Raw genomic sequence first — 24,655 nt, forward strand, 5'->3', positions numbered from 1 at the left:
CGACCCCTAGTCCTTAGACTTCCACAGCGCGTTCGAGAACATCAACCAGCGCCCAAGACTTGGTCTTGGCCAAAGGACGAGTTTCACGAATAGTGACTTTGTCGCCGATGTGGCACTGATTGGTTTCGTCGTGCGCGTGCAGCTTAGTCGAACGCTTAACGTATTTACCGTAGATCGGGTGCTTAACGCGACGCTCGATCAGAACGGTGATGGTTTTGTCCATCTTGTCGCTGACAACACGGCCAGTCAGCGTACGGACAGTTTTTTCGGCTTCAGCCATGATTACTTACCTGCCTGCTGGTTGAGCACAGTCTTCACGCGAGCGATGTCACGCTTAACTTGCGAGAGCAGATGAGACTGCCCCAACTGGCCAGTTGCTTTCTGCATACGCAGATTGAACTGGTCGCGCAGCAAGCCGAGCAGTTGCTCGTTCAGCTGCTGTGCGGATTTTTCACGAAGTTCATTCGCTTTCATCACATCACCGTCCGTTTAACAAAGGAGGTGGCGAGCGGCAGCTTTGCAGCAGCCAGGGCGAAAGCCTCACGCGCCAGCTCTTCAGAAACACCCTCGATTTCATACAGGACTTTGCCTGGCTGAATCTGGGCAACCCAGTATTCGACGTTACCCTTACCTTTACCCATCCGAACTTCGAGTGGCTTCTTGGAAATAGGCTTGTCCGGGAATACACGGATCCAGATCTTGCCGCCACGTTTAACGTGACGGGTCAGTGCACGACGCGCTGACTCGATCTGACGAGCGGTGAGACGACCACGAGCTACAGACTTCAGCGCGAACTCGCCGAAGCTGACTTTGCTACCGCGCTGAGCCAGACCACGGTTGTGGCCTGTCATCTGCTTGCGGAACTTCGTACGCTTTGGTTGCAACATTTGGCGTACCCCTTACTTAGCAGCTTTTTTACGAGGCGCTGGTGCTTGTGGTTTCAGTTCTTCTTGGCGACCACCAATTACTTCGCCTTTGAAGATCCAAACCTTTACACCGATCACACCGTAAGTGGTGTGAGCTTCGTAGTTGGCATAGTCGATGTCGGCACGCAGGGTGTGCAGTGGCACACGACCTTCGCGATACCATTCAGTACGTGCGATTTCAGCACCGCCGAGACGACCGCTCACTTGGATTTTGATGCCTTTGGCACCAATGCGCATGGCGTTCTGTACGGCGCGCTTCATAGCGCGACGGAACATTACGCGACGCTCCAGCTGCTGAGCTACGCTCTGCGCAACCAGCATACCGTCGAGCTCCGGCTTGCGGATCTCTTCGATATTGATGTGCACAGGCACACCCATTTGCTTGGTCAGGTCCTGACGCAGTTTCTCAACATCTTCACCTTTCTTCCCGATAACGATACCTGGACGAGCGGTGTGGATGGTGATACGTGCAGTTTGGGCCGGACGATGGATATCGATACGGCTTACGGACGCGCTTTTTAGTTTGTCTTGGAGATACTCACGCACCTTCAGATCTGCGAGCAAATAGTCCGCATAAGTCCGACCGTCTGCGTACCAGACGGAGGTGTGCTCCTTGACGATTCCCAGGCGAATGCCAATGGGATGTACTTTCTGACCCATCTCTTCGACTCCGTTACTTGTCAGCAACCTTGACAGTGATATGGCAAGACCGCTTGACGATGCGATCAGCACGGCCTTTGGCACGTGGCATGATGCGCTTCAGCGAACGCCCTTCGTTGACGAAAACGGTGCTGACCTTCAGGTCATCAACGTCTGCGCCTTCGTTATGCTCGGCGTTGGCTACGGCCGACTCCAGCACTTTCTTCATGATCTCGGCGGCTTTCTTACTGCTGAAAGCCAACAGGTTGAGCGCTTCGCCCACCTTCTTCCCGCGGATCTGGTCGGCGACCAAGCGGGCTTTCTGGGCGGAGATTCGAGCGCCCGACAACTTAGCGGCTACTTCCATTTCCTAACCCCTTAACGCTTGGCTTTCTTGTCTGCCACGTGCCCGCGATAAGTGCGGGTACCGGCGAACTCGCCCAGTTTGTGGCCGACCATGTCTTCGTTCACGAGAACTGGGACGTGCTGACGACCGTTGTGTACTGCGATGGTCAGACCGACCATTTGTGGCAGGATCATCGAACGACGCGACCAGGTTTTCACCGGTTTGCGATCGTTCTTTTCCGCCGCCACTTCGATCTTCTTCAGTAGGTGAAGATCGATAAAAGGACCTTTTTTCAGAGAACGTGGCACTGTCGTATCCCTCTATTTACTTGCGACGACGGACGATCATTTTGTCGGTACGCTTATTACCACGAGTCTTCGCGCCCTTAGTCGGGAAGCCCCATGGCGATACCGGATGACGACCACCAGAGGTACGACCTTCACCACCACCATGTGGGTGGTCAACCGGGTTCATGGCAACACCACGAACGGTTGGGCGAACGCCACGCCAGCGTTTGGCACCAGCTTTACCCAGCGAACGCAGGCTGTGCTCGGAGTTCGAGACTTCGCCCAGGGTCGCACGGCATTCAGCCAGGACTTTACGCATTTCACCGGAACGCAGACGCAGGGTAACGTACACGCCTTCACGAGCGATCAGCTGAGCCGAAGCACCAGCGGAACGAGCGATCTGAGCGCCTTTACCTGGCTTCAATTCGATGCCGTGTACGGTGCTACCAACTGGAATGTTGCGCAGTTGCAGAGCGTTGCCCGGCTTGATCGGTGCCAGGGCACCTGCGATCAGCTGGTCGCCAGCGCTCACGCCTTTAGGGGCGATGATGTAGCGACGCTCGCCATCTGCGTACAGCAGCAGAGCGATGTGAGCAGTACGGTTTGGATCGTATTCGATACGCTCGACAGTGGCAGCGATGCCATCTTTGTCGTTGCGACGGAAGTCGACCAGACGATAATGCTGCTTATGACCACCACCGATGTGACGAGTGGTAATACGGCCATTGTTGTTACGACCACCAGACTTCGATTTCTTCTCGAGCAGCGGTGCGTGAGGAGCGCCTTTATGCAGCTCCTGGTTGACCACCTTGACCACAAAACGGCGGCCAGGGGAAGTCGGTTTGCATTTAACGATTGCCATGATGCACCCCTTCCTTACTCAGCACTGCTGCTGAAATCGAGATCTTGGCCTGGCTGAAGGGAGATAACTGCCTTCTTCCAGTCATTACGCTTGCCCAGACCGCGAGCAGTGCGCTTGCTCTTACCCAGAACATTCAGGGTAGTAACACGCTCTACTTTCACGCTGAACAGGCTTTCGACGGCCTTCTTGATTTCCAGCTTGGTTGCGTCGGTAGCAACCTTGAAAACGAACTGGCCTTTCTTGTCTGCCAGAACCGTAGCCTTCTCGGAAACGTGCGGGCCAAGCAGAACTTTAAATACGCGTTCCTGGTTCATCCCAGCAGCTCCTCGAATTTCTTCACGGCCGACACGGTGATCAACACCTTGTCGTATGCGATCAGACTAACTGGATCGGAACCTTGCACGTCACGTACATCTACGTGTGGCAGGTTACGAGCAGCCAGGTACAGGTTCTGATCAACAGCGTCGGACACGATCAGAACGTCGGTCAGGCTCATGTTGTTCAGTTTGCCCAGCAGGTCTTTGGTTTTCGGCGTTTCAACGGCGAAATCCTGAACCACGACCAGACGATCAGTACGCACCAGCTCAGCAAGGATGGAACGCATTGCTGCGCGATACATCTTCTTGTTCAGCTTCTGGGAGTGATCCTGAGGACGAGCTGCGAAAGTGGTACCGCCGCCACGCCAGATTGGGCTACGGATAGTACCGGCACGAGCACGGCCAGTACCTTTCTGACGCCATGGGCGCTTACCGCCACCACGAACGTCGGAACGGGTCTTTTGCTGCTTGGAACCCTGACGACCGCCAGCCATGTAGGCTACGACTGCTTGGTGAACCAGCGTCTCGTTGAATTCGCCGCCAAATGTCAGTTCGGAAACTTCGATCGCTTGAGCGTCATTTACATTTAATTGCATGTCAGCTTCCCCTTAACCGCGAGCCTTGGCTGCTGGACGTACAACCAAGTTGCCGCCAGTAGCGCCAGGAACAGCGCCCTTGACCAACAACAGATTGCGTTCAGCGTCCACGCGCACTACTTCGAGGGACTGCACGGTCACGCGCTCAGCGCCCATATGACCGGACATTTTTTTGCCCTTGAATACACGACCAGGAGTCTGGCACTGGCCGATAGAGCCTGGAACGCGGTGGGATACGGAGTTACCGTGGGTGTTATCTTGCCCGCGGAAATTCCAACGCTTGATCGTACCCTGGAAGCCTTTACCCTTGGACTGACCGGTTACATCAACCAGTTGACCAGCGGCGAAGATTTCAGCGTTGATCAGATCGCCGGCCTGGTACTCGCCTTCTTCAAGGCGGAATTCCATTACGGTACGACCAGCGGCAACGTTCGCTTTAGCGAAGTGGCCAGCCTGAGCTGCTGTTACACGCGAAGCACGACGCTCGCCGACAGTGACTTGCACTGCACGATAGCCATCGGTCTCTTCAGTTTTGAACTGGGTGACGCGATTCGGCTCGATCTCAATGACCGTGACCGGAATGGAGACACCTTCTTCGGTGAAAATACGGGTCATACCGCATTTACGACCGACTACACCAATAGTCATGTTGTAAACCTCATGAGTGTACGGGGCTTTCACCCGCTATGGCCGCCCATTTCAGAGCGTTACACGACTAAGACCGAGTCTTAGCCGAGGCTGATCTGTACTTCCACACCGGCCGCCAGATCAAGCTTCATAAGTGCATCAACGGTTTTATCCGTTGGCTGGACGATGTCCAGTACGCGCTTATGAGTACGGATCTCGTACTGGTCACGCGCGTCTTTGTTGACGTGCGGGGAGACCAGAACGGTGAACCGCTCTTTACGGGTAGGCAGTGGAATTGGACCACGCACTTGTGCACCAGTACGTTTCGCGGTTTCCACGATTTCCTGGGTGGATTGGTCGATCAGGCGATGGTCAAAAGCCTTCAACCTGATACGGATTTGCTGATTTTGCATTGGATTTCAGACTCCGGCTGCTATTCCCAGCGAGCGCAATACGCCCGTTAAAAGGAGGCGCAATTCTATAGACGCCCCAGATAGGTGTCAACCCAATAAAAAAGCCCCCGCTGAGCGGGGGCTTTTCAAACCATCGAAGCTATCTCAAAAGAGATGCTTACTCGATGATTTTGGCTACGACGCCAGCGCCGACGGTACGACCGCCTTCACGGATAGCGAAACGCAGGCCGTCTTCCATCGCGATGGTCTTGATCAGGGTAACTTCCATCTGGATGTTATCACCTGGCATTACCATTTCAACGCCTTCTGGCAGCTGGCAGTTACCAGTCACGTCAGTAGTACGGAAGTAGAACTGTGGACGGTAGCCTTTGAAGAACGGAGTGTGACGACCGCCTTCTTCCTTGCTCAGAACGTAAACTTCTGCGGTGAACTTGGTGTGCGGCTTAACCGAACCCGGCTTAACCAGAACCTGGCCACGCTCAACGTCGTCACGCTTGGTACCACGCAGCAGAACGCCGCAGTTCTCGCCAGCACGACCTTCGTCGAGCAGTTTGCGGAACATTTCAACACCGGTGCAGGTGGTGGTGGTGGTGTCACGCAGACCAACGATTTCCAGAGCATCTTGAACGCGAACGATACCGCGCTCGATACGACCAGTCACAACAGTACCACGACCCGAGATCGAGAATACGTCTTCGATTGGCATCAGGAATGGCTTGTCGATAGCACGCTCTGGCTCTGGGATGTAGCTGTCCAGAGTTTCAACCAGTTTACGAACGGCAGTGGTGCCCATTTCGTTGTCGTCTTTGCCTTCCAGCGCCATACGAGCCGAACCGATGATGATTGGAGTGTCATCGCCCGGGAAGTCGTAGGTGGACAGCAGGTCGCGAACTTCCATCTCGACCAGTTCCAGCAGCTCAGCGTCGTCTACCAGGTCAGCCTTGTTCAGGAAAACCACGATGTACGGAACGCCTACCTGACGGGACAGCAGGATGTGTTCACGGGTTTGTGGCATCGGACCATCAGCGGCCGAGCAAACCAGGATCGCGCCGTCCATCTGGGCAGCACCGGTGATCATGTTCTTCACATAGTCAGCGTGACCTGGGCAGTCAACGTGAGCGTAGTGACGGATCTTCGAGTTGTACTCGACGTGCGCGGTGTTGATGGTGATACCACGAGCTTTTTCTTCTGGAGCGCTGTCGATTTTATCGAAATCAACGATTGCAGAACCGAAAACTTCGGAGCAAACGCGAGTCAGAGCTGCGGTCAGAGTGGTTTTACCGTGGTCAACGTGACCGATGGTGCCAACGTTGACGTGCGGTAGGGAACGATCAAATTTTTCTTTAGCCACGACAATTAACTCCTTGCCTAAAGGACTGAATCAGCCTTGTTTTTTGGTTACAGTTTCGACGATGTGCGACGGAGCTGTATTGTATTTTTTGAATTCCATAGAGTAGCTTGCGCGACCCTGGGACATCGAACGAACGTCGGTCGCATAACCGAACATCTCGCCCAACGGAACTTCAGCACGGATCACCTTGCCGGAGACCGTGTCTTCCATACCCAGAATCATGCCGCGACGACGGTTAAGGTCGCCCATCACGTCACCCATATAGTCTTCAGGCGTAACAACCTCTACCGCCATGATCGGCTCGAGCAACTCACCACCGCCCTTCTGGGCCAGTTGCTTGGTCGCCATGGAAGCAGCCACCTTAAACGCCATCTCGTTCGAGTCGACGTCGTGGTAAGAACCATCAAACACGGTAGCCTTCAGGCCGATCAGCGGATAGCCGGCAACTACGCCGTTCTTCATCTGCTCTTCGATACCCTTCTGGATAGCCGGGATGTATTCCTTAGGAACCACACCACCCACTACTTCGTTCACGAATTGCAGACCTTCCTGACCTTCGTCAGCAGGAGCAAAACGGATCCAGCAATGGCCGAACTGGCCACGACCACCGGACTGACGAACGAACTTGCCTTCGATTTCGCAATTCTTCGTGATGCGCTCACGATACGAAACCTGAGGCTTGCCGATGTTGGCTTCGACGTTGAACTCACGGCGCATCCGGTCAACCAGGATGTCCAGGTGCAACTCGCCCATGCCAGAGATGATCGTTTGACCAGTCTCTTCATCAGTCTTGACGCGGAAAGACGGGTCTTCCTGAGCAAGCTTGCCCAGAGCGATACCCATTTTTTCCTGGTCATCCTTGGTCTTAGGCTCAACGGCAACCGAAATAACCGGCTCCGGGAAGTCCATGCGAACCAGGATGATTGGCTTGTCAGCGTTGCACAAGGTTTCACCAGTGGTGACGTCCTTCATGCCGATCAGGGCCGCGATGTCACCAGCGCGTACTTCCTTGATCTCTTCGCGGGCGTTTGCGTGCATCTGCACCATACGACCCACGCGCTCTTTCTTGCCTTTGACCGAGTTGATCACGCCGTCGCCGGAGGCCAACACGCCCGAGTAAACACGGACGAAAGTCAAGGTACCCACGAATGGGTCGGTAGCGATCTTGAACGCCAGAGCCGAGAACGGCTCGTTGTCGTCTGCATGACGCTCCATCTGCTTTTCCTCGTCATCCGGGTCAGTACCCTTGATGGCAGGAATGTCGGTTGGAGCCGGCAGGTAGTCGATAACGGCGTCGAGAACCAGGGGAACACCCTTGTTCTTGAAGGAAGAACCGCAAACAGCCAGAACGATCTCACCAGCGATAGTACGCTGACGCAGAGCACCCTTGATTTCCTCGATGGTGAGTTCTTCACCTTCAAGGTACTTGTTCATCAGCTCTTCGCTGGCTTCGGCCGCAGCCTCAACCATGTTGTTGCGCCACTCTTCAGCCAGTTCCTGCAATTCAGCAGGGATAGCTTCACGACGAGGAGTCATACCCTTGTCGGCATCGTTCCAGTAAACCGCTTCCATGGTCATCAGATCGATCTGACCCTGGAAGTTGTCTTCGGAACCGATAGCCAGCTGGATAGGCACCGGAGTGTGACCCAGACGCTGCTTGATCTGAGCGATCACACGCAGGAAGTTCGCACCGGCACGGTCCATCTTGTTCACGTAAACGATACGTGGAACACCGTACTTGTTGGCTTGACGCCATACGGTTTCGGACTGCGGCTCAACGCCGGAAGTACCGCAGAACACAACGACCGCGCCGTCGAGTACGCGCAGGGAACGTTCAACTTCAATAGTGAAGTCTACGTGGCCCGGGGTATCGATGACGTTGAAACGGTACTGGTCCTTGTGCTGCTTCGCAGAACCCTGCCAGAAGGCGGTAATGGCAGCAGAAGTAATGGTAATACCACGCTCCTGCTCCTGCACCATCCAGTCTGTGGTCGCGGCGCCGTCATGCACCTCGCCCATCTTGTGACTTTTGCCAGTGTAAAAAAGGACGCGCTCAGTGGTGGTGGTTTTACCAGCATCCACGTGTGCAACGATACCAATGTTACGGTAGCGATTAATCGGTGTTGTACGAGCCATAAAGCCCTCGCAAAATGAGTGACGCTAAAATTAGAAGCGGTAGTGCGAGAAAGCCTTGTTGGCTTCAGCCATACGGTGAACGTCTTCACGCTTCTTAACTGCAGCACCTTTACCTTCGGCAGCGTCCAACAGTTCGCCAGCCAAACGCAGAGCCATAGACTTCTCGCCGCGCTTGCGGGCGTAGTCTACCAACCAGCGCATTGCCAGAGCGTTACGACGGGAAGGACGAACCTCGACCGGAACCTGGTAAGTAGCACCACCAACGCGGCGCGACTTCACTTCGACCAGCGGAGCGATGGCGTCGAGTGCTTTTTCGAAGAGTTCCAGGGGATCGGTGCCGGCCTTACGAGCCTTCACGGTATCCAGGGCACCATAAACGATACGCTCGGCAACGGCTTTCTTGCCGCTTTCCATTACGTGGTTCATGAATTTGGCGAGGATTTGGCTTCCGTATTTCGGATCGTCCAGAATCTCACGCTTGGCTGCTACGCGACGTCTTGGCATTGATAAGCCCTCAAACGGTCTTCAGGTTAGCCCGGGACAGCTCCTATGGATGCGTGCCCGACCTTACTCTTATCGACTCAATAAAATTAAAAACTGCAAAACGGCCGATTACTTCGGACGCTTGGTACCGTACTTCGAACGACCCTGGTTACGACCTTTAACACCGGAAGTATCCAACGAACCGCGAACGGTGTGGTAACGAACACCTGGCAAGTCTTTTACACGACCGCCGCGGATCAGTACCACGCTGTGCTCTTGCAGGTTGTGGCCTTCACCGCCGATGTACGAGGAAACCTCGAAACCGTTGGTCAGACGCACACGGCATACTTTACGCAGTGCCGAGTTAGGTTTTTTCGGCGTGGTGGTGTACACACGGGTGCACACGCCACGGCGTTGCGGGCAGTTCTGCAGCGCAGGCACGTCGGATTTCTCGACGATACGCTTACGCGGCTGACGTACCAGCTGGTTGATAGTTGCCATCTACTAGCTCCACTGTTGTCTTGCGACGCTATTGTCTTGCAAGAAAAGCAAAATGGCAGGAACGAGTTCCCGCCAAATTTAGGGGTACAAGAGTCTAAAGAGGATCTTGTCCCCAGTCAAGGCAAGGCCCCGCCCTCCCCGCTCATCCAATCTCGACAAATTGTCTCGATTCGATGAACGGAGCGACCAGGGCCTCACACTCATTTACCGCAGAACTCAGTTACCGCTCGAGTTCAGCGCTTCGGTCAGTGCAGCTTCCACTTCACTGGCGCTTACGCGCAACGGCTTGTCTGCTTCACGGCGGCGCTTACGCTCGCTGTGATAAGCCAGGCCGGTACCGGCCGGGATCAGACGACCCACGACCACGTTTTCTTTCAGGCCGCGCAGGTAATCGCGCTTGCCGGTTACCGCCGCCTCGGTCAGTACGCGAGTGGTTTCCTGGAAGGAAGCCGCCGAGATGAACGATTCGGTGGACAACGACGCCTTGGTGATACCCAGCAGAACGCGAGTGAACTTGGAGACAAACTTGTCTTCGCCGCTCAGACGCTCGTTCTCTACCAGTACATGAGTCAATTCCATCTGGTCGCCCTTGATGAAACTGGAATCGCCGGATTCAGCGATCTCAACTTTACGCAGCATCTGACGCAGGATGGTCTCGATGTGCTTGTCGTTGATCTTCACGCCTTGCAGACGGTAAACGTCCTGGATCTCGTTGACGATGTACTTGGCCAGCGCACTCACACCCAGCAGACGCAGGATGTCGTGTGGATCGCTCGGACCGTCGGAGATAACTTCGCCGCGGTTTACCTGTTCGCCTTCGAACACGTTCAGGTGACGCCACTTCGGAATCAGCTCTTCGTACGGATCGGTACCGTCGTTCGGGGTGATGACCAGACGGCGCTTGCCTTTGGTCTCTTTACCGAACGCGATGGTGCCGCTGACTTCAGCCAGAATCGACGCTTCTTTCGGACGACGGGCTTCGAACAAGTCGGCAACACGCGGCAGACCACCGGTGATGTCGCGAGTTTTCGAAGTCTCTTGCGGGATACGAGCGATAACATCACCGATCGCGATCTTCGCACCATCCGCCACACCGACCAGGGCGTTGGCTGGCAGGAAGTACTGAGCGATAACGTCAGTGCCTGGCAGCAACAGATCCTTGCCGTTGTCGTCGACCATCTTCACGGCAGGACGGATGTCCTTACCGGCAGCTGGACGATCTTTGGCGTCGAGTACTTCAATGTTGGTCATACCGGTCAATTCGTCAGTCTGACGCTTGATCGTGATGCCTTCTTCCATGCCCACGTAGGTCACGGTACCTTTCATTTCGGTAACGATTGGGTGAGTGTGCGGATCCCACTTGGCCACGATAGCGCCAGCTTCGACCTTGTCACCTTCTTTAACCGAAATCACGGCACCGTACGGCAGCTTGTAACGCTCGCGCTCACGACCGAAGTCGTCAGCGATCGCCAACTCACCGGAACGGGACACAGCAACCAGGCAACCATCCACTCGTTCAACGTGCTTCAGGTTATGCAGACGGACGGTACCGCCATTCTTCACCTGAACGCTGTCGGCTGCGGAGGTCCGGCTTGCCGCACCACCGATGTGGAACGTACGCATGGTCAGCTGGGTACCCGGCTCACCGATGGACTGGGCAGCGATAACGCCGACCGCTTCACCGATGTTCACCTGGTGACCACGAGCCAAGTCACGGCCGTAGCACTTGGCGCAAATACCGAAGCGGGTTTCGCAGCTGATCGGCGAACGCACGATCACTTCGTCGATGCTGTTCAGCTCGATGAACTCGACCCACTTCTCGTCTACCAGGGTGCCGGCAGGAACGATGACGTCCTCGGTACCTGGCTTGAATACGTCACGGGCGATAACACGACCCAATACGCGCTCACCCAACGGCTCTACAACGTCACCGCCTTCAATGTGCGGAGTCATCAACAGACCGTGTTCGGTGCCGCAATCGATCTCGGTTACAACCAGATCTTGTGCAACGTCTACCAGACGACGAGTCAGGTAACCGGAGTTAGCGGTTTTCAACGCAGTATCCGCAAGACCCTTACGAGCACCGTGAGTGGAGATGAAGTACTGAAGTACGCTCAAACCTTCACGGAAGTTCGCAGTAATCGGCGTTTCAATGATGGAACCGTCCGGCTTGGCCATCAGGCCACGCATACCGGCCAGCTGACGAATCTGTGCTGCGGAACCCCGCGCACCCGAGTCAGCCATCATGTACATCGAGTTGAAAGACTCTTGGTCGACTTCGTTGCCGTGACGGTCGATGACTTTCTCTTTCGAGAGGTTGGCCATCATCGCCTTGGAGACTTCGTCGTTCGCTTTCGACCAAAGGTCGATCACTTTGTTGTACTTCTCGCCCTGGGTTACCAGGCCGGAGGCGTACTGGCTTTCGATCTCTTTCACTTCATCAGTAGCAGCATTGATGATGCGGGCTTTTTCATCCGGGATAACGAAGTCGTTAACACCAATGGAAACGCCGGAAATGGTCGAATAAGCAAAACCGGTGTACATCAACTGGTCAGCGAAGATCACAGTCTCTTTCAAACCAACCACGCGATAGCACTGGTTGATCAGCTTGGAGATCGCCTTTTTCTTCATCGGCAGGTTGACGACGTCGTACGACAGACCTTTTGGCACAACCTGGAACAACAGAGCACGGCCGACAGTGGTGTCGACGATACGGGTGTTGCTCACGCTGCCGCCATCACGGTCGTTGACGGTTTCGTTGATCCGCACCTTGACCTTGGCGTGCAGTGCGGCTTCGCCGGCACGGAACACACGGTCAACTTCCTGCAGATCCGCGAACACACGACCTTCGCCCTTGGCGTTGATCGCTTCACGCGTCATGTAGTACAGACCCAATACAACGTCCTGCGACGGAACGATGATTGGCTCACCGTTGGCTGGCGACAGAATGTTGTTGGTCGACATCATCAACGCACGCGCTTCGAGCTGGGCTTCCAGCGTCAGCGGTACGTGCACGGCCATTTGGTCGCCGTCGAAGTCGGCGTTGTACGCAGCGCAGACCAGAGGGTGCAGCTGAATAGCCTTACCTTCGATCAGTACCGGTTCAAACGCCTGGATACCCAGACGGTGAAGGGTCGGTGCACGGTTGAGAAGTACCGGGTGTTCGCGAATCACTTCAGCGAGAACGTCCCAAACTTCCGGCAGCTCGCGCTCGACCATCTTCTTGGCAGCTTTGATGGTGGTAGCGAGACCACGCATTTCCAGCTTCCCGAAAATGAACGGCTTGAACAGTTCGAGAGCCATTTTCTTCGGCAGACCGCACTGGTGCAGACGCAAGGTCGGACCTACGGTAATTACCGAACGGCCGGAGTAGTCAACACGCTTACCGAGCAAGTTCTGACGGAAACGACCTTGCTTACCCTTGATCATGTCAGCCAGGGATTTCAGAGGACGCTTGTTGGAACCGGTGATAGCGCGGCCACGACGACCGTTGTCGAGCAGTGCGTCGACAGCTTCCTGCAACATACGCTTTTCGTTGCGCACGATGATGTCCGGAGCGGACAGATCCAGCAGGCGCTTCAAACGGTTGTTACGGTTGATCACTCGACGATACAGATCGTTGAGGTCGGAAGTCGCGAAGCGACCGCCATCCAGCGGGACCAGTGGACGCAGATCTGGCGGCAGAACCGGCAGAACGGTCAGCACCATCCACTCTGGCAGGTTGCCGGAACCCTGGAAGGCTTCCATCAACTTCAGACGCTTGGACAGCTTCTTGATCTTGGTTTCGGAGTTGGTTTGCGGAATCTCTTCGCGCAGACGACCAATCTCGTGTTCCAGGTCGATAGCGTGCAGCAGTTCGCGGACAGCTTCGGCACCCATGCGGGCATCGAAATCGTCGCCGAACTCTTCCAGCGCTTCGAAGTACTGCTCGTCGTTCAGCAGCTGACCTTTTTCAAGGGTGGTCATGCCTGGATCGATAACGACGTAGCTCTCGAAGTAGAGAACGCGTTCGATATCACGCAGGGTCATGTCCATCAGCAAGCCGATACGCGACGGCAGCGATTTCAGGAACCAGATGTGGGCAACTGGCGAGGCCAGTTCGATGTGCGCCATGCGCTCACGACGAACTTTTGCCAGCGCGACTTCAACGCCGCACTTCTCGCAGATCACACCACGGTGCTTCAAGCGCTTGTACTTACCGCACAGGCACTCGTAATCCTTTACCGGGCCAAAGATCTTGGCGCAGAACAGGCCGTCACGCTCAGGCTTGAACGTACGGTAGTTGATGGTTTCCGGCTTTTTAACTTCACCGAACGACCACGAACGGATCATCTCAGGCGATGCCAATCCGATACGGATGGCGTCGAACTCTTCGACTTGACCCTGGTTTTTCAGCAAATTCAGTAGGTCTTTCAAGGCCTTTCCTCCTGGCGGAGCAGAGAGCGGGCAATCCTGCCCCGCTCTCGATTCGCGTCACGTGTTATTCGGTTTCCAGATCGATATCGATGCCGAGGGAACGAATTTCCTTGATCAACACGTTGAAGGACTCGGGCATGCCCGGCTCCATACGGTGATCGCCATCCACGATGTTTTTGTACATCTTGGTACGGCCGTTCACATCGTCCGACTTCACTGTGAGCATTTCTTGCAGAGTGTAAGCGGCACCGTATGCTTCCAGTGCCCAGACCTCCATCTCCCCGAAACGCTGACCACCGAACTGCGCCTTACCACCCAGCGGCTGCTGGGTAACCAGGCTGTACGAACCGGTAGAACGAGCGTGCATCTTGTCGTCTACCAAGTGGTTCAGCTTCAGCATGTACATGTAGCCAACGGTAACCGGGCGCTCGAACTTGTTGCCGGTACGGCCGTCGGTCAGCTGCATCTGGCCGCTTTCTGGCAGGTCTGCCAGTTTCAGCATGGCCTTGATTTCGCTTTCCTTGGCACCGTCGAACACTGGAGTGGCCATTGGAACGCCGCCACGCAGGTTTTGAGCCAGATCCAGGATTTCCTGGTCCGAGAAGTCATCGAGGCTTTCCTGACGACCGCCGATCTCGTTGTAGATCTCGTGCAGGAATTTACGCAGCTCGGCAACTTTACGCTGCTCTTCAATCATGCGGTTGATCTTCTCGCCCAGACCTTTGGCCGCGAGGCCCAGGTGGGTTTCAAGGATCTGACCAACGTTCATACGCGAAGGTACGCCCAACGGGTTGAGGACGACGTCGACCGGGGTGCCATTGGCATCGTGCGGCATGTCTTCAACCGGCATGATCACGGAGACCACACCCTTGTTACCGTGACGACCGGCCATCTTGTCGCCCGGCTGGATGCGACGACGGATTGCCAGGTAGACCTTGACGATTTTCAGCACGCCTGGAGCCAGGTCATCGCCCTGCTGCAGTTTGCGCTTCTTGTCTTCGAACTTGTCGTCCAGCAGACGGCGACGATCAACGATGTAGGCCTGAGCCTTCTCGAGCTGCTCGTTCAGAGCATCTTCAGCCATGCGCAGTTTGAACCACTGGCCGTGCTCGAGACCGTCGAGAACTTCGTCGGTGATGTCCTGGCCTTTCTTCAGACCGGCGCCGCCTTCGGCTTTATGGCCGACCAGAGCGGAACGCAGACGTTCGAAAGTAGCACCTTCAACGATGCGGAACTCTTCGTTCAGGTCCTTGCGGATCTCGTCCAGCTGGGACTTCTCGATCGACAGTGCACGAGCATCACGCTCAACGCCGTCGCGGGTGAAGACCTGTACGTCGATGACAGTACCTTTGGTACCGGTAGGTACACGCAGGGAAGTGTCTTTAACGTCGCTGGCTTTTTCACCGAAGATCGCACGCAGCAGTTTTTCTTCCGGAGTCAGTTGGGTCTCGCCTTTCGGAGTGACCTTACCGACCAGGATGTCGCCTGCGCCAACTTCGGCACCTACGTAAACGATACCGGCTTCGTCCAGCTTGTTCAGTGCCGCTTCACCCACGTTCGGGATGTCGGCAGTGATTTCCTCTGGGCCAAGCTTGGTGTCACGGGCCACACAGGTCAGTTCCTGGATGTGGATCGTGGTGAAGCGGTCTTCCTGAACAACACGCTCGGACAGGCAGATGGAGTCTTCGAAGTTGAAGCCGTTCCATGCCATGAACGCGATGCGCATGTTCTGACCCAGCGCCAGTTCACCCATGTCGGTGGACGGGCCGTCGGCCATGATGTCGCTACGCTGCACCCGATCACCCTTACGCACCAGCGGACGCTGGTTGATGCAGGTGTTCTGGTTGGAGCGGGTGTATTTGGTCAGGTTGTAGATGTCGACACCAGCTTCACCGGTTTCAACTTCGTCATCGGCAACACGAACCACGATACGGCTGGCGTCGACGGAGTCGATCACGCCGCCACGACGAGCCACGACGCAAACGCCGGAGTCACGGGCTACGTTACGCTCCATGCCGGTACCTACCAGCGGCTTGTCAGCGCGCAGGGTTGGTACAGCTTGACGCTGCATGTTCGAACCCATCAACGCACGGTTGGCGTCGTCGTGCTCGAGGAACGGAATCAGCGACGCAGCAACCGAAACTACCTGCTTCGGCGATACGTCCATCAAGGTGACGTCTTCCGGCGCCTTGACGGTGAATTCGTTCAAGTGACGAACAGCTACCAGCTCGTCGATCAGGACCTTCTTGTCGTTCATCGTGGCCGAAGCCTGAGCGATCACGTGATCAGCTTCTTCGATAGCGGACAGGAACACGATCTCGTCGGTGACCAGAGCGTCTTTCACCACACGGTACGGGCTCTCGAGGAAGCCGTACTGGTTGGTGCGCGCATAAGCGGCCAGGGAGTTGATCAGACCGATGTTCGGACCTTCCGGCGTTTCGATCGGGCAAACACGACCGTAGTGCGTCGGGTGTACGTCACGAACTTCGAAGCCGGCACGCTCACGAGTCAGACCGCCAGGGCCGAGTGCAGAAACACGACGCTTGTGGGTGATCTCGGACAGCGGGTTGTTCTGGTCCATGAACTGGGACAGCTGGCTGGAACCGAAGAACTCTTTCACCGCCGCAGCCACTGGCTTGGCGTTGATCAGGTCTTGCGGCATCAGGCCTTCGCTTTCAGCCATCGACAGGCGCTCTTTGACCGCACGCTCAACACGTACCAGGCCAACGCGGAACTGGTTCTCGGCCATTTCGCCTACACAGCGAACACGACGGTTACCCAGGTGGTCGATGTCATCGACGATGCCTTTACCGTTGCGGATGTCGACCAGGGTCTTCAGTACCGCGACGATGTCTTCCTTGCACAGCACGCCCGAACCTTCGATCTCGGTACGACCGATACGACGGTTGAACTTCATCCGGCCGACCGCAGACAGGTCATAGCGCTCAGGGCTGAAGAACAGGTTGTTGAACAGGGTCTCGGCAGCGTCTTTGGTTGGCGGCTCGCCAGGACGCATCATGCGATAGATCTCGACCAGCGCTTCCAGTTGGTTGCTGGTGGAGTCGATCTTCAGGGTGTCGGAGACGAACGGACCGCAGTCGATATCGTTGGTGTACAGAGTTTCGATGCGAACGACCTGAGCCTTGGCGATTTTGGCCAGGATCTCGGTGTTCAGCTCGGTGTTGCACTCTGCCAGGATTTCGCCGGTTGCCGGATGCACGATGACCTTGGCGGTTGTACGACCCAGGACGTAGTCCAGAGGCACATCCAGCTCTTTGATCCCGGCTTTTTCCAGCTGGTTGATGTGGCGAGCAGTGATACGACGACCTTGCTCGACAATAACCTTGCCTTTGTCATCCAAAATATCGAGGACGGCGATTTCACCGCGCAGGCGCTGAGGCACCAGTTCCAGGCTCAGGGTCTCGCCCTTCACGTGGAATACGTTGGTGGTGTAGAACGCGTCCAGCACTTCTTCAGTGGTATAACCCAGCGCGCGCAGCAGTACCGAGGCAGGTAGCTTGCGACGACGGTCGATACGCACGAACACGCAGTCTTTCGGGTCGAACTCGAAGTCCAGCCACGAACCGCGGTAAGGAATGATGCGCGCGGAGTACAGCAGTTTACCGGAGCTGTGCGTCTTGCCACGGTCGTGGTCGAAGAACACGCCCGGGGAACGGTGCAGCTGGGAAACGATTACACGCTCGGTACCGTTGATTACGAAGGTACCGTTTTCAGTCATCAGGGGGATTTCACCCATGTAGACTTCTTGCTCTTTGATGTCCTTGATCGCTTTGTTCGACGATTCTTTGTCGAAAATGATCAGGCGCACTTTTACCCGCAAAGGTACGGCGTAAGTTACACCGCGCAATACGCATTCTTTGACATCAAATGCCGGTTCGCCCAAGCGATAACCGACGTACTCCAGCGCAGCATTGCCGGAGTAGCTGATGATCGGGAAAACGGATTTGAAGGCCGCATGCAGGCCCACGTCGCGGAACTGATCTTTAGTCGCTCCCGCTTGCAAGAATTCACGATACGAATCCAGCTGGATGGCCAGAAGGTACGGCACATCCATGACGTCCGGCAACTTGCTAAAGTCCTTGCGGATACGTTTTTTCTCAGTATATGAGTAAGCCATCAGCGTTCCCCAGCTTGGTCACCTGCTTGTTTGGCCCCTCCCGACGGGAGCAGCCAGAAAATCGTGCAAACCCCATGGTTTGCGCCACCGCATCGGGTGGTTACAGCACGTTATCGGCACCGACCGAATCGGCTGCCAGTAACGGAAAAAGGCCGGTGGCAAGAGCCACCAGCCATCAGCCTGTCGCTTAACGCTCGGGCTGGAGGAGCAAAGTCGATGCTTACTTCAGCTCGACTTTAGCGCCTGCTTCTTCCAGAGTTGCTTTGGCTTTGTCGCCTGCATCTTTGGTCACTGCTTCCAGAACCATGGCAGGAGCACCGTCAACTACAGCCTTGGCTTCTTTCAGGCCCAGACCGGTCAGTTCACGTACTGCCTTGATCACGTTAACTTTCTTCTCGCCAGCTTCCAGCAGCATGACGTTGAATTCAGTTTGCTCTTCAACAACAGCGGCAGCAGCGGCAGGACCTGCCGAAGCAGCAGCAGCGGTAACGCCGAATTTTTCTTCGAAAGCTTTGATCAGCTCAACAACTTCCATTACGGACATGTTGCCAACTGCTTCAAGGATATCGTTCTGAGAGATAGACATGAATCTAATTCCTGATATTGGGGACGGCCTACGCGACCATCGAAAAAAACAAAAAACGCGAGAAGTTGACGAGCCTTAGGCTGCAGCAGCTTCTTTCTGGTCGCGAATTGCCGCCAGAGTACGAGCCAATTTGCTGGTAGCGCCTTGAATCACGCTCATCAGCTGAGAAATTGCTTCGTCACGGGTCGGCAGAGTTGCCAGTACGTCGATTTGGTTAGCTGCGAGGAACTTGCCCTCGAACGCAGCTGCCTTGATCTCGAACTTGTCCTGACCCTTTGCGAATTCCTTGAAGATCCGGGCAGCAGCGCCTGGATGTTCTTTGGAGAACGCAATCAGGGTAGGGCCAGTGAACACGTCGTTGAGGACACTGAATTCAGTGTCAGCAACAGCGCGTTTGAGCAGGGTGTTACGTACAACACGTACGTAAACGCCAGCTTCACGAGCCTCTTTACGGAGTCCGGTCATCGCGCCTACTGTTACGCCACGGGCATCAGCCACGACAGCGGACAGAGCGACTTTGGCAGCCTCGTTGACTTCAGCGACGATGGCCTTCTTGTCTTCGAGTTTAATTGCCACGGGTTTAACTCCTGCTTGTTACCGTTTCATCTGGTCGAAACCGGATGTCGTTTTGGTGTCTGATTCGGTAAGGAACCGGGAGCACCATCTGCGTAGGCTTGTGGTTTAAGACTTGCGTCGCCTACGGTCTTGGATAGCCCCCGCCAGGCAGGGACCCCAATTTTTCAATTGGCGCGATCGCTCGCGCCAATCTGTGTCTTACGCGTCGAGCGAGCTTTGGTCGATGACCAGACCTGGGCCCATAGTGGTGCTCAGGGTAACGCGCTTGACGTAAATGCCTTTCGAGGAAGCTGGCTTGATACGCTTCAGATCAGCGATCAGGGCTTCAACGTTTTCCTTCAGCTTGACGGCGTCGAAGCCGATCTTGCCAACGGAAGTGTGGATGATGCCGTTTTTGTCGGTGCGATAACGAACCTGACCAGCCTTGGCGTTTTTAACCGCGGTAGCTACGTCTGGAGTTACGGTGCCGACTTTAGGGTTAGGCATCAGGCCACGTGGACCGAGGATCTGACCCAACTGACCTACAACGCGCATTGCATCCGGGGATGCGATAACTACGTCATAGTTCAGGTCGCCGCCTTTCATTTCGGCAGCCAGGTCGTCCATGCCTACACGGTCAGCGCCGGCAGCCAGAGCGGCTTCAGCAGCTGGACCCTGGGTGAACACAGCAACGCGAACGGTCTTGCCAGTGCCGTGTGGCAGCACAGTAGCGCTACGAACGACCTGGTCGGATTTACGCGGGTCAACACCCAGGTTTACAGCTACGTCGAACGACTCGCTGAACTTGACAGTCGACAGCTCGGCCAGCAGGGCAGCGGCGTCTACAAAGTTGTAGGCCTTGCCTGCTTCGATTTTGCCGGCGATAGCCTTTTGACGCTTGGTCAGCTTAGCCATTACACACCCTCCACGTTAAGGCCCATGCTACGAGCAGAACCGGCGATGGTACGCACGGCTGCTTCCATATCAGCTGCAGTCAGATCCGCGTTTTTGGTTTTCGCGATTTCTTCCAGCTGAGCACGAGTCACGGTGCCAACCTTAACGGTGTTCGGACGAGCGGAACCGCTGGTCAGACCGGCCGCCTTCTTCAGCAGAACCGAAGCAGGGGTGGATTTGGTTTCGAAAGTGAAGCTACGGTCGCTGTAGACAGTGATGATCACTGGAGTCGGCAGACCTGGCTCAAGACCCTGAGTACGGGCGTTGAAAGCCTTGCAGAATTCCATGATGTTCACGCCGTGCTGACCCAGAGCAGGACCAACAGGTGGGCTTGGGTTAGCCTGAGCGGCCTTCACTTGCAGCTTGATGTAAGCGGTAATCTTCTTGGCCATGAGGCACTCCAATTACGGGTTCGAACGCCTCGAGAGGCTCCCCGGTTACTTGCGCGTTTATCCCAGTGACGACAAAACCCCACAGCCTACGGCTGCGGGGTTGGGATTTTTGTTCAACTAGACCTTTTCGACCTGGCTGAACTCGAGCTCCACCGGAGTAGAGCGACCGAAAATGAGCACTGCGACCTGGATCCGGCTCTTTTCGTAGTTAACTTCTTCAACAACACCGGTAAAGTCTGCGAACGGACCATCATTGACACGCACCGACTCACCCGGTTCGAACAACGTCTTCGGCTTCGGCTTGTCGCTGCCATCGGCAACGCGGCGCAGAATCGCTTCTGCTTCTTTATCGGTGATTGGCGCAGGCTTATCGGCAGTACCACCAATGAAACCCATCACCCGAGGAGTATCCTTGACCAAGTGCCAAGTACCCTCGTTCATATCCATCTGCACCAGCACATAGCCAGGGAAGAATTTGCGTTCGCTTTTGCGCTTCTGGCCATTGCGCATTTCAACCACTTCTTCAGTGGGAACCAGAATCTCGCCGAAGCCATCTTCCATACCGGCCAGCTTTACGCGCTCGATCAGCGAGCGCATTACATGCTTCTCGTAACCGGAGTAAGCATGCACAACATACCAACGCTTAGCCACGGGACACCCTTAGCCGACGATCAAGGAAACAAGCCAGCCGAGCAGGGAATCAAGCCCCCACAACAGCAACGCCATAACCAGGACAACAGCCACAACGATCAACGTGGTCTGCGTGGTTTCTTGGCGAGTTGGCCAAACGACTTTACGAATTTCGGTGCGCGCTTCCTTAACCAGTACAAAGAAAGACTTGCCCTTGACCGTCTGCAGGCCTACAAAGGCAGCTACGGCAGCAATAGCAAGCAATGCGAGTACGCGGTACAGGATCGGCGAAGCAGAAAAGTACTGATTGCCAACAACGCCAACAACCACCAGAACGACTACTACAAGCCACTTGAGGAGGTCGAAACGAGAGCCTTGAGCTTCAGCTTTAGGAGTCATCTATGAAGATCCTGTGAAAAGAAAGCCAGACACACCGAGTGAATCTGGCAGGTCAGGAGGGAATCGAACCCCCAACCTACGGTTTTGGAGACCGTCGCTCTGCCAATTGAGCTACTGACCTAAAACAAAATCAGGCCGACCATTATGCCGACCCGAAAAAGACTTTACAACACTTACTAGGCAATCCTGGCTGCAACACCGACATCCACGACACCGGCAACCCTCAGAAACACAATCAGGCGCAACCACTACCACCTAAAACAAAGGCAGATATTTTCATATCTGCCTTGTTATATGGAGCTCTTGAGCGGATTTGAACCGCTGACCTCACCCTTACCAAGGGTGTGCTCTACCAACTGAGCTACAAGAGCGTAACACTTTGCAAAACCTGTAAACTTGGAGCGGGTAGCGGGAATCGAACCCGCATCATCAGCTTGGAAGGCTGAGGTTCTACCACTAAACTATACCCGCGAGGCTTACAGCTCTCGCTAAAAATGGTGGAGGGGGAAGGATTCGAACCTTCGAAGTCGTAGACGTCAGATTTACAGTCTGATCCCTTTGGCCGCTCGGGAACCCCTCCTAAGCGAGCCGGCATTCTACATCATGCCAGCCTTCTGTCAAGCATTTTTCTCATTAAAAACCTGAGCTTAGCTGCGTTGACCTCGCTTCACACCGTTAACCGTTTCCGGTGTTCGCTGTGGAGCGGGCGCCATTCTATGCAAACTATTCGGTGGGTGCAACCCCCTCGCACGGCATTATTTTATGTTTTAACTCATTGAATTCTTTAGAAAGGTTTTGCAGCTGCAAATCGTCCAGCCAACGCCGGCTTTCCGGTGCGATTCGCACCCAATACCCTGCCCCTTCTGTCGCAGCTTTCGGCAGGGACTGATACTTGACCTCCATCCCGCTCAAACGACGCTCAACCGCCTGCGCGGCCTCCTGGCGCGTATAGCCGCCCAGATAAAGGCAGCCATTGTCTGTCGAGACAGCCTTACCCTTGTCTTTGGAGACGTCACTTGCCTCGCTCAACAAGCGGATATCTTGTTGAGACCCGCGATACAGACTCAAAGGCGTGACATCCTTCGCGCGCAGAGGAGCCTCTTGTTGATGCCAAATGTAGTAGAAGCCATTGAGGACAAGCAGCAGCAGAAACAGCCAACGCATAAAAACCTCAGGACAAGGGACAGGCCATGGCCAATCCGACGAACACCAAGTCCGGAACTACCCTGGCCTGAGGCACGACCTCAGCAACCAGGCTCGCATCCCCACCGGTGAGGAACACGACAAAGTCCTCACCCCAGTAACTGCGCGCCAATTCGAGCTGGGTCAGCACGAAGCCGCGCAACATCAACAGACAACCACGCTCTACAGCCTCGACAGTCGCGCGACCAGGAACAAGACTTTCCTGAGCCTGCTCGGCCGCCAGATCCCCATAACGAATTTTTCGGGTGTGGGTGCGCAACTGGTTGCGCATCAACGGCATCCCCGGACAGATGAAACCGCCCAGGTGCTCTCCATCCGCCGCGATAAAGTCAGCGGTCACCGCCGTACCGAAATCGAGCACCAGGCACGCACCTGAAGCCAGATGAAAGCCTCCGAGCATTGCGAGCCACCGATCCAGACCCAGCCGCTCAAACTCTTCATACCCATTGCGCACGCCTGACATTTCGCGCGCAGGCGATGCGCACACAACCGGCACATCAAAGGCATCCCTCAGCAACGACGTCAGCGCAGCGGTTTCCTCCGCGGTCCTGACGCTCACCAGCCGGCAAAACGTAAGGGCAAGCCCTTTGAGCCTCCCCAACCCCTCAAGCAATGCGAGATTGGAATCGACGACCCCCTCACCAAGCACCTGCCCGGCATTAGCGGCAAGCACGCGCCACTTGATGAAACTATTCCCACAATCGAGCTCAAGAATCATCACGCAACCTCAGGCTCAATTCACCACCACTGAAGACTTTCTCCACACCATCCACCTTCAGGCGCAAGGCGCCCTGGCCATCAATACCAAGCACCTCACCATCAATTTGATTGACGCCGGCAATCAACGACACGCTTCGCCCCTGCCACAGGTGATTTTGCTCCCACTCTGACTGGATGGCCAAAAAACCACCCGCCTGGTGACGAGCGAGGTATCGCTGCAGCATCTCCCCCAGCACCGCAACCAATTGGTTGCGATCAAACAATTTGCCTGACTCGAGCCGCAGGGATGTCCATTGCTGGTCCACCTCGTCAGCGGACTGCATGTTCACATTGATTCCCACTCCCAGGACCACGTGGCACACATCAGCAGGATCACCAACCAACTCCAGCAATATTCCCGCGATTTTTTTCTGGCCTACAAGAACATCGTTAGGCCATTTCAATCCAGCGGCTGCAATACCGAGCTCACGCAACGTCTGCAAGACAGCGAGTCCAACGACGAGACTCAAGCCCTCCAACTGACGCATCCCACCATCAATGCGTAGCACCAGGCTGTAATAGACATTTTCTGCGAATGGACTGACCCACTTGCGACCACGTCGCCCGCGCCCGGCCGTCTGCCGCTCCGAAAGCACCACAAACGGTGCCGCTTGCCCCCGCTCGATAGCACGCAGTGCCTCGGCGTTCGTGGAGTCGATTGAGTCGTAAACCTGGACGGGCCAGGCGCAAGAATGCGCCTGAGCGCTTATCTCGGCAGGATCGAGCAGCGCTAATGGCGCGGACAATTGATAGCCGCGCCCACGAACTTTATGAATAGACAAACCCAGCTCAGCTTCCAAATGCTGAAGCTGCTTCCACACAGCACTACGACTGACGCCCAGGGCGGCGCCCAATGCTTGACCCGAATGGAATCGGCCATCTTTAAGAAGCTTTAACAACGTCAGCATGCAGGTCTCGCCTCACAATGAGGCCCGCATGATAGCCACGCATCGAGCGATTGCATAGAAATCCAGCAGCCGTGGCTTTCCTGCGGACAAAAACAAAACCCCTACCTGCATGCGCAGATAGGGGTTTCGGAATTTAATCTTGACGATGACCTACTCTCACATGGGGAAACCCCACACTACCATCGGCGATGCATCGTTTCACTGCTGAGTTCGGGATGGGATCAGGTGGTT

Annotated in this window: 26 protein-coding genes, 4 tRNA genes and 1 rRNA gene; all 31 read right to left on the minus strand. The window is 55.5% G+C overall.

From position 1 onward, the window contains the following. Positions 1 to 13 precede the first annotated feature (13 nt). Positions 14 to 280 (minus strand): 30S ribosomal protein S17, encoded by a 267-nt coding sequence (gene rpsQ, locus AC1DKH_RS17415; RefSeq protein ID WP_003176419.1) that lies wholly within the window; start codon positions 278 to 280, stop codon positions 14 to 16. A 2-nt stretch (positions 281 to 282) separates the two neighbouring features. Continuing rightward, positions 283 to 474, minus strand: a complete 192-nt coding sequence (gene rpmC / locus AC1DKH_RS17420; protein ID WP_002555481.1) for a 50S ribosomal protein L29 — start codon at positions 472 to 474, stop codon at positions 283 to 285. Then, positions 474 to 887 (minus strand): 50S ribosomal protein L16, encoded by a 414-nt coding sequence (gene rplP / locus AC1DKH_RS17425; RefSeq protein ID WP_003176421.1) that lies wholly within the window; start codon positions 885 to 887, stop codon positions 474 to 476. Before rplP ends, rpmC begins: the two co-directional genes overlap by 1 nt. 12 nt (positions 888 to 899) lie before the next feature. Continuing rightward, positions 900 to 1,586, minus strand: coding sequence for a 30S ribosomal protein S3 (gene rpsC, locus AC1DKH_RS17430; RefSeq protein ID WP_008065719.1), 687 nt, complete (start codon positions 1,584 to 1,586; stop codon positions 900 to 902). 13 nt (positions 1,587 to 1,599) lie between these two features. Beyond that, complete coding sequence (rplV, locus tag AC1DKH_RS17435; protein WP_003103908.1) at positions 1,600 to 1,932, minus strand: 50S ribosomal protein L22; 333 nt, start codon at positions 1,930 to 1,932, stop codon at positions 1,600 to 1,602. Between the two features lie 11 nt (positions 1,933 to 1,943). Then, positions 1,944 to 2,219, minus strand: a complete 276-nt coding sequence (gene rpsS / locus AC1DKH_RS17440) for a 30S ribosomal protein S19 (protein WP_002555486.1) — start codon at positions 2,217 to 2,219, stop codon at positions 1,944 to 1,946. 16 nt (positions 2,220 to 2,235) lie between these two features. Further along, positions 2,236 to 3,060 (minus strand): 50S ribosomal protein L2, encoded by an 825-nt coding sequence (gene rplB, locus AC1DKH_RS17445; RefSeq protein WP_003186055.1) that lies wholly within the window; start codon positions 3,058 to 3,060, stop codon positions 2,236 to 2,238. 14 nt (positions 3,061 to 3,074) lie between these two features. Further along, on the minus strand, positions 3,075 to 3,374 hold the full coding sequence (gene rplW / locus AC1DKH_RS17450) for a 50S ribosomal protein L23 (RefSeq protein ID WP_002555488.1): 300 nt from the start codon (positions 3,372 to 3,374) through the stop codon (positions 3,075 to 3,077). Then, the gene (gene rplD, locus AC1DKH_RS17455) at positions 3,371 to 3,973 is read right to left on the minus strand and encodes a 50S ribosomal protein L4 (RefSeq protein WP_003228735.1); all 603 of its coding nucleotides are present in this window, start codon (positions 3,971 to 3,973) and stop codon (positions 3,371 to 3,373) included. The genes rplW and rplD overlap by 4 nt, the downstream gene beginning before the upstream one ends. Positions 3,974 to 3,985: 12 nt before the next feature. After that, positions 3,986 to 4,621: a 50S ribosomal protein L3 gene (rplC, locus tag AC1DKH_RS17460; RefSeq protein ID WP_003186059.1), complete on the minus strand. Its 636-nt coding sequence runs from the start codon at positions 4,619 to 4,621 to the stop codon at positions 3,986 to 3,988. Positions 4,622 to 4,701: 80 nt separating this feature from the next. Further along, positions 4,702 to 5,013 (minus strand): 30S ribosomal protein S10, encoded by a 312-nt coding sequence (gene rpsJ / locus AC1DKH_RS17465; protein WP_003186070.1) that lies wholly within the window; start codon positions 5,011 to 5,013, stop codon positions 4,702 to 4,704. Positions 5,014 to 5,170: 157 nt separating this feature from the next. Next, positions 5,171 to 6,364: an elongation factor Tu gene (gene tuf, locus AC1DKH_RS17470; RefSeq protein WP_008053875.1), complete on the minus strand. Its 1,194-nt coding sequence runs from the start codon at positions 6,362 to 6,364 to the stop codon at positions 5,171 to 5,173. Between the two features lie 30 nt (positions 6,365 to 6,394). Continuing rightward, complete coding sequence (gene fusA, locus AC1DKH_RS17475; RefSeq protein ID WP_007994652.1) at positions 6,395 to 8,500, minus strand: elongation factor G; 2,106 nt, start codon at positions 8,498 to 8,500, stop codon at positions 6,395 to 6,397. 30 nt (positions 8,501 to 8,530) lie between these two features. Continuing rightward, positions 8,531 to 9,004, minus strand: a complete 474-nt coding sequence (rpsG, locus tag AC1DKH_RS17480; protein WP_007994653.1) for a 30S ribosomal protein S7 — start codon at positions 9,002 to 9,004, stop codon at positions 8,531 to 8,533. Between the two features lie 108 nt (positions 9,005 to 9,112). Then, positions 9,113 to 9,484, minus strand: a complete 372-nt coding sequence (gene rpsL / locus AC1DKH_RS17485) for a 30S ribosomal protein S12 (protein WP_003186084.1) — start codon at positions 9,482 to 9,484, stop codon at positions 9,113 to 9,115. Positions 9,485 to 9,700: 216 nt separating this feature from the next. Further along, positions 9,701 to 13,900 (minus strand): DNA-directed RNA polymerase subunit beta', encoded by a 4,200-nt coding sequence (gene rpoC, locus AC1DKH_RS17490; RefSeq protein ID WP_347909400.1) that lies wholly within the window; start codon positions 13,898 to 13,900, stop codon positions 9,701 to 9,703. 64 nt (positions 13,901 to 13,964) lie between these two features. Continuing rightward, positions 13,965 to 18,038: a DNA-directed RNA polymerase subunit beta gene (gene rpoB, locus AC1DKH_RS17495; protein ID WP_108218341.1), complete on the minus strand. Its 4,074-nt coding sequence runs from the start codon at positions 18,036 to 18,038 to the stop codon at positions 13,965 to 13,967. Between the two features lie 220 nt (positions 18,039 to 18,258). Next, on the minus strand, positions 18,259 to 18,624 hold the full coding sequence (gene rplL / locus AC1DKH_RS17500) for a 50S ribosomal protein L7/L12 (protein WP_108218340.1): 366 nt from the start codon (positions 18,622 to 18,624) through the stop codon (positions 18,259 to 18,261). 75 nt (positions 18,625 to 18,699) lie between these two features. Then, complete coding sequence (gene rplJ / locus AC1DKH_RS17505; protein WP_007970413.1) at positions 18,700 to 19,200, minus strand: 50S ribosomal protein L10; 501 nt, start codon at positions 19,198 to 19,200, stop codon at positions 18,700 to 18,702. Between the two features lie 198 nt (positions 19,201 to 19,398). Next, the gene (gene rplA, locus AC1DKH_RS17510) at positions 19,399 to 20,094 is read right to left on the minus strand and encodes a 50S ribosomal protein L1 (protein ID WP_003186095.1); all 696 of its coding nucleotides are present in this window, start codon (positions 20,092 to 20,094) and stop codon (positions 19,399 to 19,401) included. Further along, positions 20,094 to 20,525, minus strand: a complete 432-nt coding sequence (gene rplK, locus AC1DKH_RS17515) for a 50S ribosomal protein L11 (protein WP_007933726.1) — start codon at positions 20,523 to 20,525, stop codon at positions 20,094 to 20,096. Before rplK ends, rplA begins: the two co-directional genes overlap by 1 nt. 117 nt (positions 20,526 to 20,642) lie before the next feature. Next, the gene (nusG, locus tag AC1DKH_RS17520) at positions 20,643 to 21,176 is read right to left on the minus strand and encodes a transcription termination/antitermination protein NusG (RefSeq protein WP_007984405.1); all 534 of its coding nucleotides are present in this window, start codon (positions 21,174 to 21,176) and stop codon (positions 20,643 to 20,645) included. 9 nt (positions 21,177 to 21,185) lie between these two features. Continuing rightward, positions 21,186 to 21,554, minus strand: a complete 369-nt coding sequence (secE, locus tag AC1DKH_RS17525) for a preprotein translocase subunit SecE (protein ID WP_046041610.1) — start codon at positions 21,552 to 21,554, stop codon at positions 21,186 to 21,188. A gap of 45 nt (positions 21,555 to 21,599) precedes the next feature. Then, positions 21,600 to 21,675, minus strand: a tRNA-Trp gene (locus AC1DKH_RS17530). Positions 21,676 to 21,849: 174 nt separating this feature from the next. Then, positions 21,850 to 21,925, minus strand: a tRNA-Thr gene (locus AC1DKH_RS17535). Positions 21,926 to 21,951: 26 nt separating this feature from the next. Continuing rightward, positions 21,952 to 22,025 (minus strand) — tRNA-Gly (locus AC1DKH_RS17540). Positions 22,026 to 22,049: 24 nt separating this feature from the next. Then, positions 22,050 to 22,134: transfer RNA gene (locus AC1DKH_RS17545), tRNA-Tyr, on the minus strand. Between the two features lie 143 nt (positions 22,135 to 22,277). Next, a complete protein-coding gene (locus AC1DKH_RS17550; RefSeq protein ID WP_477756581.1) occupies positions 22,278 to 22,718 on the minus strand; it encodes a hypothetical protein in 441 nt (146 codons plus the stop codon). A gap of 7 nt (positions 22,719 to 22,725) precedes the next feature. Further along, positions 22,726 to 23,475, minus strand: a complete 750-nt coding sequence (locus AC1DKH_RS17555) for a pantothenate kinase (RefSeq protein ID WP_477798756.1) — start codon at positions 23,473 to 23,475, stop codon at positions 22,726 to 22,728. After that, positions 23,465 to 24,424, minus strand: a complete 960-nt coding sequence (gene birA, locus AC1DKH_RS17560; RefSeq protein ID WP_477798757.1) for a bifunctional biotin--[acetyl-CoA-carboxylase] ligase/biotin operon repressor BirA — start codon at positions 24,422 to 24,424, stop codon at positions 23,465 to 23,467. The genes AC1DKH_RS17555 and birA overlap by 11 nt, the downstream gene beginning before the upstream one ends. A gap of 137 nt (positions 24,425 to 24,561) precedes the next feature. Then, positions 24,562 to 24,655 (minus strand): 5S ribosomal RNA (rrf, locus tag AC1DKH_RS17565); the annotation flags it as partial.

It is taken from the genome of Pseudomonas sp. 05L36, assembly GCF_056398125.1.

Bases quoted from the DNA above. Each gene is read 5' to 3' on its own strand.
- rpsQ (WP_003176419.1), bottom strand. From the start codon at position 280: ATGGCTGAAGCCGAAAAAACTGTCCGTACGCTGACTGGCCGTGTTGTC.
- rpmC (WP_002555481.1), bottom strand. From the start codon at position 474: ATGAAAGCGAATGAACTTCGTGAAAAATCCGCACAGCAGCTGAACGAG.
- rplP (WP_003176421.1), bottom strand. From the start codon at position 887: ATGTTGCAACCAAAGCGTACGAAGTTCCGCAAGCAGATGACAGGCCAC.
- rpsC (WP_008065719.1), bottom strand. From the start codon at position 1,586: ATGGGTCAGAAAGTACATCCCATTGGCATTCGCCTGGGAATCGTCAAG.
- rplV (WP_003103908.1), bottom strand. From the start codon at position 1,932: ATGGAAGTAGCCGCTAAGTTGTCGGGCGCTCGAATCTCCGCCCAGAAA.
- rplB (WP_003186055.1), bottom strand. From the start codon at position 3,060: ATGGCAATCGTTAAATGCAAACCGACTTCCCCTGGCCGCCGTTTTGTG.
- rplW (WP_002555488.1), bottom strand. From the start codon at position 3,374: ATGAACCAGGAACGCGTATTTAAAGTTCTGCTTGGCCCGCACGTTTCC.
- rplD (WP_003228735.1), bottom strand. From the start codon at position 3,973: ATGCAATTAAATGTAAATGACGCTCAAGCGATCGAAGTTTCCGAACTG.
- rplC (WP_003186059.1), bottom strand. From the start codon at position 4,621: ATGACTATTGGTGTAGTCGGTCGTAAATGCGGTATGACCCGTATTTTC.
- rpsJ (WP_003186070.1), bottom strand. From the start codon at position 5,013: ATGCAAAATCAGCAAATCCGTATCAGGTTGAAGGCTTTTGACCATCGC.
- fusA (WP_007994652.1), bottom strand. From the start codon at position 8,500: ATGGCTCGTACAACACCGATTAATCGCTACCGTAACATTGGTATCGTT.
- rpsG (WP_007994653.1), bottom strand. From the start codon at position 9,004: ATGCCAAGACGTCGCGTAGCAGCCAAGCGTGAGATTCTGGACGATCCG.
- rpsL (WP_003186084.1), bottom strand. From the start codon at position 9,484: ATGGCAACTATCAACCAGCTGGTACGTCAGCCGCGTAAGCGTATCGTC.
- rpoB (WP_108218341.1), bottom strand. From the start codon at position 18,038: ATGGCTTACTCATATACTGAGAAAAAACGTATCCGCAAGGACTTTAGC.
- rplL (WP_108218340.1), bottom strand. From the start codon at position 18,624: ATGTCTATCTCTCAGAACGATATCCTTGAAGCAGTTGGCAACATGTCC.
- rplA (WP_003186095.1), bottom strand. From the start codon at position 20,094: ATGGCTAAGCTGACCAAGCGTCAAAAGGCTATCGCCGGCAAAATCGAA.
- rplK (WP_007933726.1), bottom strand. From the start codon at position 20,525: ATGGCCAAGAAGATTACCGCTTACATCAAGCTGCAAGTGAAGGCCGCT.
- secE (WP_046041610.1), bottom strand. From the start codon at position 21,554: ATGACTCCTAAAGCTGAAGCTCAAGGCTCTCGTTTCGACCTCCTCAAG.
- AC1DKH_RS17550 (WP_477756581.1), bottom strand. From the start codon at position 22,718: ATGCGTTGGCTGTTTCTGCTGCTGCTTGTCCTCAATGGCTTCTACTAC.
- AC1DKH_RS17555 (WP_477798756.1), bottom strand. From the start codon at position 23,475: ATGATTCTTGAGCTCGATTGTGGGAATAGTTTCATCAAGTGGCGCGTG.
- birA (WP_477798757.1), bottom strand. From the start codon at position 24,424: ATGCTGACGTTGTTAAAGCTTCTTAAAGATGGCCGATTCCATTCGGGT.